We start from the raw sequence: 14,674 nt of genomic DNA, 5'->3' as shown, positions 1-14,674 counted from the left end.
ATCCACCACCGAACACGGTGACCGTCGCCTGTGACGGCCGCCGGGATCCGCACACCCCGATAACCCCTCCACCTTCCGATCCAGGAGGTCGTCATGACCGCTCTGTCCCGCCGGGCACTGTTCGGCGCCCGCGGCGCCGCCGACGCGTCACGTCGCCGGCTGCTCATCGGCGGTGCCGCCGTCGGCGCCGGCGTGCTGCTGACCGCGTGCACCAGCAACGAGGCCGCGCCGACCAACACCCAGACCCAGGCCGCCAACCAGGGCAACCCCAACTCCGAACCCGGTGAGACGGTCACCATCGGCTTCTCCGCGCCAGCGGCCGACCACGGCTGGCTCGCGGCGATCACCAACAACGCCCGGGCCCAGGCCGAGGCGTACTCCGACGTGGAGTTCCTCACGGTCGAAGCCGGCGCCGACGCCGCCGCGCAGCGGGCCGCGCTGGACACCCTCATCTCGCAGAGCCCCGACGTCATCGTCATGCTGCCGCACGACGGTGCCGAACTCACCGCGAGTGGTCTGCAGGCCATGGAGGCCGGTATCCCGGTGGTCAACCTGGACCGGGCGTTCACCCAGGCGCTGGCCTACCGCACCCAGATCAAGGGCGACAACTACGGCATGGGTGTCTCGGCCGGCAACTACATCGCCGCGCAGATGCAGGCAAAGGGGATCTCGAACCCGGTGATCGCGGAGATCGCCGGCATCGACTCGCTGGAGCTGACCCAGGAGCGCTCGACCGGTTTCCGGGAGGCCCTCGAGGTGCACGGGTTCACCATCGCCAACCGGCGGGCGGCCGAGTTCACCGCCGACTCCGGCCAGCGTGAGGCGGCCAACCTGCTGCAGGCGCTGCCGAAGATCGACGCCATCTGGAACCACGACGACGACCAGGGCATCGGCGTGCTGGCCGCGATCAGCCAGGCGAACCGGTCGGAGTTCATCATGGTCGGTGGTGCCGGCTCGCGGGCCGCCATGGAGGCGATCCAGGCGGACAACACCGTGCTGAAGGCGACCGTCACCTACAGCCCGTCGATGGCTTCCTCGGCGATCTCCCTGGCCCGGCTCATCGCGCAGGGCAAGGGCATGTCCGACCTGGTCGAACTGCAGGTGCCCAAGGAGATCATCCTGGCCTCGGAGACCATCACCAAGGAGAACGCGAGCGAGTACCTGCCGCTCGGGTTCTGACCTTTTCGGGGAGGCTTACCTTGTCCGCTCAACACAACGAACTGCGGGTCGGTATGGTCGGCTACGCGTTCATGGGTGCCGCGCACTCACAGGCCTGGCGAACCGTGAACCGCGTCTACGACCTGCCGCTGCGGGTCCGGATGGCCGCGGTGTGCGGCCGCGACGAGTCCCAGGTGGCCGCTGCCGCCGACCGGCTCGGCTGGCAGTCGCACACCACCGACTGGCGGGAGCTGGTCGCCCGGGACGACATCGACGTCATCGACATCTGTACGCCCGGGGACAGCCACGCCGAGATCGCGATCGCCGCCCTGGCCGCGGGCAAGCACGTGCTGTGTGAGAAGCCGCTGGCCAACACGGTGGCGGAGGCGCAGCAGATGGCCGAGGCCGCCCGGGCGGCCCAGGCCGACGGTGTCCGGTCGATGTGCGGGTTCAACTACCGGCGGGTTCCGGCGGTGGCGCTGATGCGCCAACTCGTCGCCGCCGGCCGGATCGGCACGATCCGCCACGTGCGCGCCGTGTACCTGCAGGACTGGATCGTCGACCCGGACTTCCCGCTGGTCTGGCGGTTGCGCAAGGACAAGGCGGGTTCCGGGGCACTGGGCGACATCGGGGCGCACATCATCGACGCCACCCAGTTCGTCACCGGTCAGCGGATCACCCGGCTGAACGGGCTGACCGAGACGTTCGTCACCGAGCGGCCGCTGCCGGCCGGCTCCAGCGGGCTGACCGCTGCGGCCGGCGGCGGCGCCGACGGTGCCGCACCGGCCACCGGCGCGGTCACCGTCGACGACGCCGCGCTGTTCATGGCCCGGCTCGACGGTGGTGCGATCGCCAGCTACGAGGCGACGCGGTTCGCCACCGGACGTAAGAACGGGCTGCGGATCGAGATCAACGGCTCGCTCGGGTCGGTCGCGTTCGACTTCGAGCGGATGAACGAGCTGGAGTTCTACGACGCCACGCGGCCCTCCGCCGAGCAGGGCTTCAACCGGATCATCGTGACCGAACCGGAGCACCCGTACCTGTCCGCCTGGTGGCCGCCCGGCCACGGCATCGGGTACGAGCACTCCTTCACCCACCAGGCTCGCGACTTCGTCGAGGCGGTGGCCGCCGGGGACGACCCGGCACCGTCGTTCACCGACGCACTGCAGGTCCAGCAGGTGCTGGACGCGGTGGAACGCTCCGCCGGTCTCGGCGAATGGGTCGCCGTGGAGTCGGCTTTCTCCACGGCCCCCTCCTGAGCGGGATCGAAGCGGCCTGAGCACCAAGCTCCTCGTCCCGTGGGCGAGGGTCACCCGGCGCGGTTGCGCCCCGCGTCGGGTGATCCGCGGGTACGAGGACGGTCCGTCCGGCGTGACCGGATCGGGATTCCCCGGTCACGCCGGACGGCCAGCACGGCGTACGCAACAGACTCTGGCGGACGTGGCACCGCGCCAGGGGTGAGGCACCAACCGTAACTGTCCGTCCACAACGGAATTAGTGCCCCCCGGTGAGGCCTTGCCTCCCGAACCCCCGGAGGAACGACAGATGAACAGATCCACCCGGCGATGGCTTGCCGTCGCCGCGGGCGCGGCACTCACCGCGCCCATGATCGCCACCGCGCCAGCGGTCGCACACGACGGCCACGACCACGACGAGGGCTACCAGGTGCTGGTGTTCACCAACACCGAAGGGGTCGCCCACCCGTCCACCGCCAAGGGCGTCAACGCCATCCGCACCCTCGGCAACAACAACGGCTTCACCATCGACGTGTCGCGCAACAGCACCGTGTTCACTCCGGAGAACCTGGCGAACTACCGCGCCGTGGTCTTCCTGAACAACACCGGTGACGTGCTCGACGACCACCAGCAGGAAGCCTTCGAGGACTACGTCAAGGCCGGTAACGGCTACATCGGCGTACACGCCGCCGTCGACGCCGAACCCGACTGGGCGTTCTACCGCGGCCTGGTCGGCACCACCTCGACCGGCACCACCGCCAGCGGCGCCGGCGTGATCGACGTAGCGGACCGTTACCACCCGTCGACCAGCACCATCTCGCGCGAGCTGACCATCGACGAGAACTACCTGAACTTCACCGAGAACGTTCGGGGCATCCAGCACGTGCTCGCCACCGTGAACACCGACACGATCAGCGGCAGCAGCATGGGCTACGACCACCCGGTCTCCTGGTGTCAGGACTACCAGGGCGGCCGGTCCTGGTACACCGGTCTCGGCTCGTCGCCGGACACCTTCACCCTCGGTGCCGTCCGCAAGCACCTGCTCGGCGGCATCCAGTGGGCCGCTGGCGCGGCCGAAGGCGACTGCGGCGCCACCGTCGAGTCCAACTACGAGCGGGTCGTCCTCAACGACCAGCCCGGTGAGCCGATGAGCCTCGCGGTGCTGCCCGACGGCCGGGTGCTGCACAACACCCGCGCTGGCGAGATCCGCCTCTACGACCCCGCCTCCGGCGCCAGCCCGGTGATCACCACCGTCCCCGTCTACCAGCACGACGAGGACGGCCTGCAGTCGGTCACCCTGGACCCGAACTTCGCCGAGAACAAGTGGGTCTACCTCTACTACGCGCCGCCGCTGGACACCCCCGTCGACAACCCGGCCACCCCCGGGGTCAACGAGGGCGACGCGCCGGCCAACAGCGACGACCCGAGCGTCTGGGACGCATTCAAGGGCTACAACCTGCTGTCGCGGGTCAAGTTCGTCGAAGAACCGACGCCGCACCTGGACCTGTCGACCGAGCAGGAGATCCTCAAGGTCGACACCGACCGGGGCGCCTGCTGCCACGTCGCCGGCGAGGTCAAGTTCGACGGAAAGGGCCTGCTCTACCTCGTCACCGGTGACGACACCAACGCCAGCGGCTCGGACGGCTACACGCCGATCAACCGGTCACCGAGCCGCGGGCCGGCGTACGACGCCGCCCGCTCCTCGGCCAACACCAACGACCTGCGTGGCAAGGTGCTGCGGATCAAGCTCAAGGCGGACGGCAGCTACAGCATCCCCGCTGGCAACCTGTTCCCGGAGTCGGAGGACCTGGACGACAAGACCCGCCCGGAGATCTTCCTGATGGGTCTGCGCAACCCGTTCCGGTTCGACGTTGACTCACGCGGCTTCGTCTACATCGGTGACTACTCGCCGGACTCGCGTAACCCGAGCGCCACCCGGGGCCCGGAGGGCACCGGTCGATGGTTCGCCACCAACAAGGCGGGCAACTACGGCTGGCCGTACTGCTACTCGCCGACCCTGCCGTACATCGACTACGACTTCACCACCCAGACCTCCGGTGAGCCGTTCAACTGCGCGGCGCCGATCAACGACTCGCCCCGCAACACCGGCCGCAGCCTGTTGCCGCCGGTCGAGCAGCCACAGTTCTGGTACACCTTCAACGCGACCACCACCTGTCGGGACAGCTACCTGGTCGACCCGGCCGGCACCTGCGACTTCCAGTGGCCCGCGATCGGCACCGGCGGCGTCGGCCCGATGGGCGGCCCGATCTACAAGTTCGACGACTCACTCGACTCCGAGTACAAGCTGCCGGAGTACTACAACGACGCCGTCTTCTTCGGCGAGTTCAGCCGGGACCGGATGTTCACCATGCGGACCAACGGCAGCGGCAAGTTCTTCGGCGTCGAGCGCTTCCTGCCCAGCACGTTCGTCTTCGACAACCCGATGGACATGGAGATCGGCCCGGACGGCACCCTCTACGTGCTGGACTACGGTGACGGCTTCTTCCGGGCCAACCCGGACGCGTCGCTCTACCAGATCCGCTACGTCAAGGGCACCCGCGGCCCGGTCGCCGAACTCACCGCGTCGGCCACCTCCGGCCAGGCCCCGCTGACCGTGCAGTTCTCCAGCGAGGGCTCGCGTACCCCCGAGGTCGGCGCCAGCATCAGCTACGCCTGGGACTTCAACGGGGACGGCACGACCGACTCCACCGACCCGGACGCGTCGTACACCTACACCAGCAACGGCGTGTACTACGCCCAGCTGACGGTGACCGACACCAACGGCAAGCAGGCGACGTTGAGCCGGACCATCACGGTCGGCAACACCGCGCCGACGGTCGTGGTGAACACTCCGCTGTCCGGTTCCTTCTTCAACTGGGGCGACACGGTGCCGTACACCGTCACCGTGACCGACCCCGAGGACGGCACCATCGACTGCAGCCGGCTCGAGGTCACCTTCGTCCTCGGCCACGACGAGCACGGTCACCCGCAGACCACCACCACGGGCTGCACCGGTAACCTGCCCACCCCGGCCGACGGTGCCGACCACGCCGGCAGCTACCTGTTCGGCGGGATCAGTGCCAGCTACACCGACCTGGGCGCGGGTGGCCAACCGGCGCTGACCGCGGTCGGCCAGGCCACCATCCAGCTGTACCAGCAGCAGGCCGAGTTCGCCCCGGTCAAGCAGGGCGTCTCGGTGTCCAACACCTCCGACACCGGTGGCGGCCAGCAGGTATCCGGAATCACCAACGGCGGCCACATCGCGTTCGACCCGATCAACCTCGGTGGGATCGACACGGTGACGCTGCGCCACGCCGGCGGCTCGACGGCGACCGCGGGCACCCCGCGGGCGGTCGTCGAACTGCGCGTCGACGCACCGGACGGACCGCTGGTGGCCAGCACCACGCTGAACGCCACCACCGGCACCAACGCCTGGGCCAGCACCGACGTGGCAGTCGACCACCCGGCCGGGACACACCGTCTCTACCTGGTGTTCCGTTCGGTCGAAGGTGGACCGACGTTCAACATGTTCAACCTCAACTGGGTGCAGTTCGTTCCGGCGAGCTGACCCCGGCCCGCGCCGCCGGGACCCGAACGGATCCCGGCGGCACGGGCGACAACCCCGGTAACTGCCGGGGGCGGGCGCACCAGCCGCCCCCGGCCAGGGACCACCAGCACGACCGCGGACCGACGTACCTGCCGGCCCGCACGCACGGAAAGCGGGGGAGACAGGGCCGAACGCCGAACGTCCCTGTCTGCCACTGCCCCGTCCGTCCGGTCGACCGGGCCCGGCGACGGCGTCGTTGACGCCGACTTCGGTGCCGTCGACGGTGGTGCCACCCTGGCGCGCCCGGACGGACGGGGCCTCACCTGAATCGGCGGGGTCAGCTGACCCATCGCAGGACGAACCGCCGGTGGCGGGGGTTTGGAGGCAGGAATGCGAACCGGAGTCTGGCTGATCGGAGCCCGCGGCTCGGTCGCGGTCACCAGCATCGTCGGCGCGTTGGCACTGCGCGCCGGGCTGGCGGACGCCACCGGGTGCGTCACCGAGTTGCCGCCACTGCGCGGCCCGGCCCTGCCGGGCTTCGCCGACCTCGTCTTCGGCGGCCACGACATCGCCGCGACGCCACTGGTCAAGAAGGCCGACGCGCTGGCCAGCGCCGGAGTCGTCCCGAGCCGGCTGGTCACCGCGCTGCACGCCGAACTGGCCGGGATCGAACCACAGATCCGACCGCTGCCGGCGCTGGCCACCCAGGCCGAGACGGCGGCGGCCATCACCGCCGACCTGGCCGCCTTCCGTGACCGGCACCAGCTCGACCAAGTCGTCGTCGTCAACGTATCCACCACCGAACCGGCACCGCCACCGCACCCGGCACACCAGCGCCTCGCCGCACTGGTCGAGGCGCTGGCCGGGTCGCAACCGGTGCTGCCGCCGAGCGCGCTCGCCGCGTACGCGGCCCTGCAGGCCGGCTGCGGCTACGTCGACTTCACCCCGTCGACCGGGGCCCGGTTGCCCGCCCTCGACGAACTGGCCCGGCAACGGTCGGCACCGTACGCCGGACACGACGGCAAGACCGGCGAGACCCTGGTCAAGGCGGTGCTCGCGCCGATGTTCGCGCTGCGCAACCTGCAGGTACGCAGCTGGTCCGGCAGCAACCTGCTCGGCGGCGGCGACGGCGCCAACCTGGCTGAGCCGGCGGCCAACGCGGCCAAGTCGGCCAGCAAGCAGCGGGTGCTCGCCGAAATCCTCGGCTACCAGCCGCAGGGCCACACCCGCATCGAGTACGTCGACGACATCGGCGACTTCAAGACCGCCTGGGACCTGATCACCTTCTCCGGTTTCCTCGGCACCGCCATGCGGATGGAGTTCACCTGGCACGGTTGTGACTCGGCGCTGGCGGCCCCACTGGTGTTGGACCTGGCCCGGCTGACCGCTGCGGCGCAGCATGCCGGCCGCAGCGGACCCCTGCCCGAGCTGGGCTTCTTCTTCAAGGATCCGATCGGCGACGGCCCGCACGCTCTGGGCGATCAGTGGCGGGTGCTCGTCGAGTTCGTCGCCGGCCTGCAGGACCGGGCGACCGACGCCGGCGGGGCACGCTGATGTCCGTACGGTGGCGCGACCTCGCCGAGCTGGTCCGGGCGCCGGCGGCGCTGTCCGTACCGGGCGACGTGGTGGCCGGCGCGGCCGCCGCCGGTGGACTCGGCCCGCGTACCGCCGGCCTGGCCGGCGCGTCGGTCTGCCTCTACTGGGCGGGCATGGCCGCCAACGACTGGGCCGACCGGGAGCTCGACGCGGTCGAACGGCCGACCCGGCCGATCCCGTCCGGCCGGGTCGCCCCGGGCACCGCGCTCGCCGTCGCGGCCGGGCTCACCACCGCCAGCCTCGCGGTGACCGCCGCCGTCGGCGGCCGTCGGGCACTCGCCGTCGGGGTGCCGTTGACCGCCGCCGTCTGGGCGTACGACCTGTGGGCCAAGAACACCGCTGCCGGGCCGGCGGTGATGGCGACCTGCCGGGGCCTGGACGTGCTGCTGGGGGCCGCCGGGTCCGGCCGACTGCGGCCGGCGCTGCCCGCCGCGCTGGCGGTCGCCGCGCACACCTACACCGTCACCGAGCTGTCCCGCAGCGAGGTCAGCGGGGCCGACCCCCGGTTGCCGGCGGCGACCCTGGCCGGCACCGCCGCGATCGCCGTGGCCGCCGCCGCACCGGCGGCCCGGCGACCCGCAGCGCCAGGGTCCGCAGCGCCAGGGTCCACGTCGGCAGGGTCCGCATCGGCCGGCGCCGGCCGCTGGTGGCGGGCGGCGGTCACCGCCGGCCTCGCCGGCTGGTACGCGGCCCGTTACGGTGCCGCGCAGGTGGCGGTGGCCCGCGATCCCGCACCGCATCAGGTGCAGGCCGCCGTCGGCGCCGGCATCGTCGGGCTGCCCGCGCTGCAGGGCGCGCTCACCGCCCGGTCGCCGGCGACCGCCACCGGCGCCGCGACTCTGGTCGGGCTCGCCGTGGCCGCCGCCGCGCCGTTGGGCCGGCGGCTGGCCCGCCTGGTGTCGCCGACATGAGCGCCGACACGCTGGCCGGGCTGCGCTTCGGTTACGGCACCAACGGTTTCGCCAACCACCGGCTCACCGACGCGTTGGCCCTGCTCGCCGATCTCGGCTACCAGGGAGTTGCCCTCACCCTCGACCACGACCACCTCGACCCGTACGCCGCCGACCTGCCCGCCACGGTGATCCGGGTCGCCGACCGGCTGCGTGACCTGGGCCTCGCGGTGGTGATCGAGACCGGCGCGCGGTACCTGCTCGACCCGTGGCACAAGCACGCCCCGACCCTGCTGCACGACGCGGCCGCGCACCGGATCGACTTTCTGCGCCGGGCCGTGGCGATCGGCGCCGACCTCGGCGCGGAGGCGGTCTCCTTCTGGTCCGGGGTGCGCCCGGCCGAGGTCGACGACGCCACCGCCTGGCAACGGCTGGTCGACGGCTGCGCCACCGTGGTCGACGCCGCCGACACCGCCGGTGTCACCCTCGGATTCGAGCCCGAACCCGGCATGCTGGTGGCCGACATCGCCGACTGGCGGCGGCTGCGTACGGCACTCGGCGACCCGGACCGGTTCGGCATCACCCTCGACATCGGGCACTGCCGCTGCCTGGAGCCGCTGCCGGTGCCGCAGTGCGTCACCGAGGTGGCCGCACACCTGGTCAACGTCCAGATCGACGACATGCGCCGGGGCGTACACGAGCATCTCGAGTTCGGCACCGGGGAGATCGACTTTCCGCCGGTACTGGCCGCCCTCGGCGCGGCCGGCTACCGCGGCCTGGTCGCCGTCGAGCTGCCCCGGCACTCACACGCCGCCCCGGCGGTCGCCGCCCACTCCATCGAATTTCTCCGTGCCGCGCAGCGCCGCGCCCTTGCCGACACCGGCACCCGCGCGGCAGGCGGCACCGCCGGAGAAGCCGGCACCGGCACCCGTGACGAAGGAGGCAAGTCGTGAACCAGCCCACCGCGACCGCCGACCCCACCGCCGTCGTGGCGCGACTCGTCGCCGCGCTGCACGACGTACCCGATCCGGACTGGCTCGCGCAGGCGCGGACCCGGATCGTCGCCGACCCGGCCGCCCTGCCGACGCTGTTCGCCGCAGTCGGTCGTCGCTGTGGGCGTGCCGACCTGGCCGACGCGCCCGGCTGGAGCGCCGACGTCGCCGCCCGGGCGGTGCTGCTCGCCGATCTGGCCACCGTCACCGACGCGGGGACGCTGGCGGCCGCGGTGACCGACTGCTACCAGTACGGAGACGCCGCCGAACGCCGCGCGGTGCTCACCGCGCTGCCGTTGCTGCCGATCGGTGACCGGGCGGTGCCGCTGCTGCACGACGCGATCCGCACCAACGACACCCGGCTGCTGGCCGCCGCGCTCGGCGACTACGCCCGCCACCTGGACCAGCCGGCGTGGCGGCAGGCGGTGCTCAAGTGCGTCTTCACCGGGGTGCCGCTGGCCGCCGTGCACGACCTCGACACCCGCGCCGACGACGAGTTGCTGATCATGCTGACCGGGCTGCACGACGAGCGGGTGGCCGCCGGCCGGACCCTGCCCGACGACGCGCTCGCCCTGCTGCGGCGGCTGCGCGCGGCGACGCCGACCGCCGCCGACCCGGCGGACGTCACCACCACCGGACCCGTGTCCACCACGACCCGACAGGAGGGGTGAGTGCGCATCTTCGACCCGCACATCCACATGACCTCGCGGACCACCGACGACTACCAGGCGATGGCCGACGCCGGGGTCCGTGCCCTGGTCGAACCGGCGTTCTGGCTCGGCCAGCCGCGCACCAACGTCGGCTCCTTCGTCGACTACTTCGACTCCCTGCTGGGCTGGGAACCGTACCGGGCCAGTCAGTTCGGCATCCGGCACTTCGCCACGCTGGCGTTGAACCCCAAGGAGGCCAACGACCCCCGCTGCACCGGCGTGCTCGACGTCCTGCCCCGCTACCTGGTCAAGGACGGGGTGGTGGCGGTCGGCGAGATCGGCTACGACTCGATGACGCCGGCCGAGGACGAGGCGTTCGCCGCCCAGTTGGCGCTGGCCCGCGCGCACGAGCTGCCGGCCCTGGTGCACACCCCGCACCGGGACAAGGCCCGGGGCACCGAACGGACCCTGGCGGTGGTCGCCGAGTCCGGCATCGACCCCGGCCGAGTGGTCGTCGACCACCTCAACGAGGTGACGGTCGGGCTGGTCAAGGAGTCCGGCTGCTGGATGGGCTTCTCGATCTATCCGGAGACCAAGATGTCCCCGCCGCGCATGGTCGAGATCCTCAAGCAGTACGGCCCGGAGCGGATCCTGGTCAACTCGGCCGCCGACTGGGGCCGGTCCGACCCGCTGCTGACCCGGAGAACCGGCGAGGCGATGCTGGCCGCCGGCTTCAGCGACGACGACGTCGACCGGGTGCTGTGGCGTAACCCGGTCGAGTTCTACGGACAGTCCGGTCGGCTGGACCTGAGCGACGTCGCGGCCCCCGCACCGACCTTCGAGGGCAGCTCGATCATGCGCGGTGGTGGCTGATGCGGCTGTCCGACCGGCACCGCCGTACGGTCCACCTCAGCTACTGCACCAACGTGCACCCGGCCGAGGACCTCGACGGGGTGCTCGGCCAGCTCGACACGTACGCGGTGCCGGTCCGCGCGCAGCTGGCCGCCGACCCGCTCGGCCTCGGGCTGTGGCTGGCCGCGCCGGCCGCCGCCGCGCTGGCCGCCGACCCGGCCGCCCGTCGCCGGCTGCGGGCCGCGCTCACCGATCGTGGCCTGGAAGTGGTCACCCTCAACGGATTCCCGTACGAGGCGTTCCAGGCACCGGTGGTCAAACACGCCGTCTACCACCCGGACTGGGCCGACCCGCGTCGGCTCGACTACACCCTGGCGCTGGCCCGGATCCTCGCCGACCTGATGCCCGACGACGCCGAGCGTGGCTCCATCTCCACCCTGCCGTTGGCCTGGCGCGAGCCGTGGGACAGCGACCGGGCCGACGCCTGCGCCCGGATGCTGGACCGGCTGGCCGCCGGCCTGGCCGACGTCGAACGGGACACCGGCCGGACCGTCCGGGTCGGCTTCGAACCCGAACCGGGCTGCGCCGTGGAGACCACCGCCCAGGCCGCGCAGCTGCTGGCCGGCGTCGACACCGACCGGCTCGGTGTCTGCGTCGACCTGGCCCACCTGGCCTGCGCCTGGGAGGAGCCGGTCGCCGCGATCGGCCGGCTGCGGGCCGCCGGGCTGCCGGTGGTCAAGGTCCAGGTGTCGGCCGCGTTGGAGGTCACCGACCCGGTCCGTGACCGGTCCGCGATCGCCGGGTACGTCGAACCACGGTTCCTGCACCAGACCCGGTCGGGTACCGCCGGGGCGACCGACGACCTCGACGCGGCGCTCGACGCCGGGCTGCCCGGCCCGTGGCGGGTCCACTACCACGTACCGCTGCACGCCGCCCCGGTCGCGCCGTTGACCTCGACGATGCCGCAGCTGCGGGCCGGTCTCGCCGCGATCGTCGACGGCACCGACTGCGACCACTTCGACGTGGAGACCTACACCTGGGGGGTGCTGCCGGAAGGGCAACGCCCCACCGGGCCGGCGCAGCTCGCCGCCGGGATCGCCGCCGAGCTCGCGCAGGCCCACGACGAACTGGTCGCGCTCGGCCTGAGCGCCCGCACCCGTACCGCCGCCGGATCGGAGGCCGCATGAACCCGCTGCTCGTGCTCGACGTGGTCGGGCTGACCCCCCGGCTGCTGCGCCACATGCCCCGGCTGGCGGCGCTGGCCGACACCGGTTTCCAGGCCGAACTCGGCACCGTCCTGCCGGCGGTCACCTGCTCGGTGCAGTCGACGTTCCTCACCGGTGAGACGCCGGCCGGGCACGGTATCGTCGGCAACGGCTGGTACTTCCGCGACCTCGGCGAGGTGTTCCTCTGGCGCCAGCACAACGCGCTGGTCGGCGGGGAGAAACTGTGGCACGCCGCCCGCCGGGTCCGCCCCGACTACACGGTGGCGAACATCTGCTGGTGGTACGCGATGGGTGCGGACGTCAACTGGACGGTCACGCCCCGGCCGGTCTACCACGCCGACGGCCGCAAGGATCCGGACTGCTACACCGATCCGCCGGAGCTGCACGACGAGCTGACCGGCCGGCTCGGCACCTTTCCGCTGTTCTCCTACTGGGGTGCCGGGGCCGGCCTGGTGTCGTCGGAGTGGATCGCGAAGGCGACCCGGCAGATCATGGTCGACCATTCGCCGGACCTGACTCTGGCGTACCTGCCGCATCTCGACTACGACCTGCAACGTTACGGCGGCGACGGTCCGCACGCGCAGCGGGCGGCGGCCGAGCTCGACGCGGTGCTCGCCCCGCTGCTGGACGCGGCGGCGGCGCGCGGTACGACCGTGGTGGCGTTGTCCGAGTACGGCATCACCGACGTGTCGCAGCCGGTGCACGTCAACCGGCTGCTGCGTGCCGAAGGTCTGCTGCGGGTCTACACCCAGGCCGGCATGGAGTACCTCGACCCGTGGACGTCGCGGGCGTTCGCCGTCGCGGACCACCAGATCGCCCACGTGTACGTCCGGGATCCGGCCGACGTGCCGGCGGTGGCCGCGCTCTGCGCCGGCCTGCCCGGGGTGGCGCAGGTCCTCGACGCCGACGGCAAGGCGGCGGCCGGGCTGGACCATCCGCGCTCCGGCGAACTGGTGCTGGTCGCCGAGCCGCAGGCCTGGTTCACCTACTACTACTGGCGCGACGACGCGGCCGCTCCGGACTTCGCCCGGTTGGTGGAGATCCACCGCAAACCCGGCTACGACCCGGCGGAGCTGCTGTTCGACCCGGCCAATCCGGGCGCGGCGAAGGCCCGGGCGGCGATCGCCCTGGCCCGCAAGAAGGTCGGCCTGCGGTACACGATGAACGTGGTCGGACTGGACGCCGGCGCGCGGGCGGTCCGTGGCTCGCACGGCCGGCTGCCGGCCGACCCCGCCGACGGACCGGTGCTGCTCTGCTCGTCACCGGCGGCGGCCCGCGACCGTGTCGCCGCCACCGAGGTCAAGTCGTTGCTGCTGGAGTTGGCCGGCCTCGGCGACGCGGTGCGTGCCCCGGCCACGGAGGTGGCCCGGTGACCGTCGCGCCGGCCCGCCCCGGTGCCGCCGCTGACGGTGCCGGCCCGGGTCCGGCCGCCGCTGACAGTGCCGGCCCGGGTCCGGCCGTGGTCGACGGCTCGCTGCGGGCCCGGTGCGACGCGGAGTTGACGGCGTTCCTGGACCGGCAGGACCCGCACTGGCCGGACGGGGCGCCGCGCGGGGTGTACGACATTCTGCGCCGGTTCGTCCTGGTCGGCGGTAAGCGACTGCGGCCCACGTTCTGCTACTGGGGATGGCGCGGTGCCGGCGGCGCGGACTGCCGGGAGATCGTCGCGGCCGCCGCCGCGCTGGAGATCTTCCACGCGTTCGCGCTGATCCACGACGACATCATGGACGGCAGTGACCGCCGTCGGGGCGAGCCCTCGGTGCACCGGGTCTTCGCCGACCTGCACACCCGGTCGGCCTGGCGGGGCGACTCCGGCCGGTACGGGCACAGTGCCGCGCTGCTCTGCGGTGACCTGTGCGCCGCGTGGGCGGACCAGATGTTCCACGAGTGTGGCCTCGACGCTGAGCAGATCCGGCGCGGCTACGGGGTCTTCGCCGGGATGCGTACCGAGGTGATCGCCGGTCAGTACCTGGACCTGGTCTCCGGTGTCGGCGACGGTTCGGTGGCCAGTGCGCTGACGGTAATCCGGATGAAAGCCGCCAGATACACGGTTACCCGACCATTGCAGATCGGTGCTGCCCTGGCTGGGGCTGGACCTGAGCTGCTGGCCGCGTACGCTGCCTTCGGTGATCCACTGGGCGATGCCTTTCAGCTCCGCGACGACGTACTCGGGGTGTTCGGCGATCCCACGGTCACCGGCAAGTCGGTGCTCGACGATCTGCGAGAGGGCAAGTCGACGGTGATGATGGCGCTGGCCCGCAACATGGCGGACCGTGGTCAGACCGTGCGGCTGCGAGAACTGTTCGGCAACCCGGAGCTGGACGCCGCCGGGGCCGACGAACTGCGCACGATCATCGTCGACACCGGAGCACTCGAGGCGATCGAGCAGATGATCCGGATTCGTACCCAGGAAGCGGTCACCATTCTCGTCGATGCGTCGTTGACCCCCGAGACGCGTACGGAATTGACCGCCCTGGCTGAGTCGGTGGCTGAGCGGCAGCGCTGACCAGCAGATCCCATAGGAGGCA

General features: G+C 71.9%; 11 protein-coding genes. All 11 read left to right on the top strand.

All coding sequences use genetic code 11. The annotated features are described in order from the left end of the window. The first annotated feature begins 93 nt into the window (after window positions 1–93). The gene (locus O7623_RS11395) at window positions 94–1,179 is read left to right on the top strand and encodes a substrate-binding domain-containing protein (protein ID WP_282228589.1); all 1,086 of its coding nucleotides are present in this window, start codon (window positions 94–96) and stop codon (window positions 1,177–1,179) included. Between the two features lie 20 nt (window positions 1,180–1,199). Further along, a complete protein-coding gene (locus tag O7623_RS11390) occupies window positions 1,200–2,417 on the top strand; it encodes a Gfo/Idh/MocA family oxidoreductase (protein WP_282228588.1) in 1,218 nt (405 codons plus the stop codon). Between the two features lie 286 nt (window positions 2,418–2,703). After that, window positions 2,704–5,961 (top strand): ThuA domain-containing protein, encoded by a 3,258-nt coding sequence (locus O7623_RS11385; RefSeq protein WP_282228587.1) that lies wholly within the window; start codon window positions 2,704–2,706, stop codon window positions 5,959–5,961. Window positions 5,962–6,330: 369 nt separating this feature from the next. Then, on the top strand, window positions 6,331–7,494 hold the full coding sequence (locus tag O7623_RS11380; RefSeq protein ID WP_282228586.1) for an inositol-3-phosphate synthase: 1,164 nt from the start codon (window positions 6,331–6,333) through the stop codon (window positions 7,492–7,494). Next, window positions 7,494–8,447, top strand: a complete 954-nt coding sequence (locus O7623_RS11375; RefSeq protein ID WP_282228585.1) for an SCO3242 family prenyltransferase — start codon at window positions 7,494–7,496, stop codon at window positions 8,445–8,447. Before O7623_RS11380 ends, O7623_RS11375 begins: the two co-directional genes overlap by 1 nt. Continuing rightward, entirely contained in the window at window positions 8,444–9,379 is a 936-nt protein-coding gene (locus O7623_RS11370) for a sugar phosphate isomerase/epimerase family protein (protein ID WP_282228584.1), read from the top strand. Before O7623_RS11375 ends, O7623_RS11370 begins: the two co-directional genes overlap by 4 nt. Next, the gene (locus O7623_RS11365) at window positions 9,376–10,089 is read left to right on the top strand and encodes an EboA domain-containing protein (RefSeq protein ID WP_282228583.1); all 714 of its coding nucleotides are present in this window, start codon (window positions 9,376–9,378) and stop codon (window positions 10,087–10,089) included. The genes O7623_RS11370 and O7623_RS11365 overlap by 4 nt, the downstream gene beginning before the upstream one ends. After that, window positions 10,090–10,941: a TatD family hydrolase gene (locus tag O7623_RS11360; protein WP_282228582.1), complete on the top strand. Its 852-nt coding sequence runs from the start codon at window positions 10,090–10,092 to the stop codon at window positions 10,939–10,941. Beyond that, a complete protein-coding gene (gene eboE, locus O7623_RS11355) occupies window positions 10,941–12,107 on the top strand; it encodes a metabolite traffic protein EboE (RefSeq protein WP_282228581.1) in 1,167 nt (388 codons plus the stop codon). The genes O7623_RS11360 and eboE overlap by 1 nt, the downstream gene beginning before the upstream one ends. Further along, window positions 12,104–13,519, top strand: a complete 1,416-nt coding sequence (locus O7623_RS11350) for a nucleotide pyrophosphatase/phosphodiesterase family protein (protein ID WP_282228580.1) — start codon at window positions 12,104–12,106, stop codon at window positions 13,517–13,519. Before eboE ends, O7623_RS11350 begins: the two co-directional genes overlap by 4 nt. Continuing rightward, complete coding sequence (locus tag O7623_RS11345) at window positions 13,516–14,652, top strand: polyprenyl synthetase family protein (RefSeq protein WP_282228579.1); 1,137 nt, start codon at window positions 13,516–13,518, stop codon at window positions 14,650–14,652. The genes O7623_RS11350 and O7623_RS11345 overlap by 4 nt, the downstream gene beginning before the upstream one ends. The last annotated feature ends 22 nt before the right edge of the window (window positions 14,653–14,674 follow it).

Source organism: Solwaraspora sp. WMMD791, from assembly GCF_029581195.1.
Lineage (GTDB): Bacteria > Actinomycetota > Actinomycetes > Mycobacteriales > Micromonosporaceae > Micromonospora_E.
Note: the sequence above shows the minus strand (reverse complement) of the source record. Positions and strands in the feature narration are given on the sequence as shown.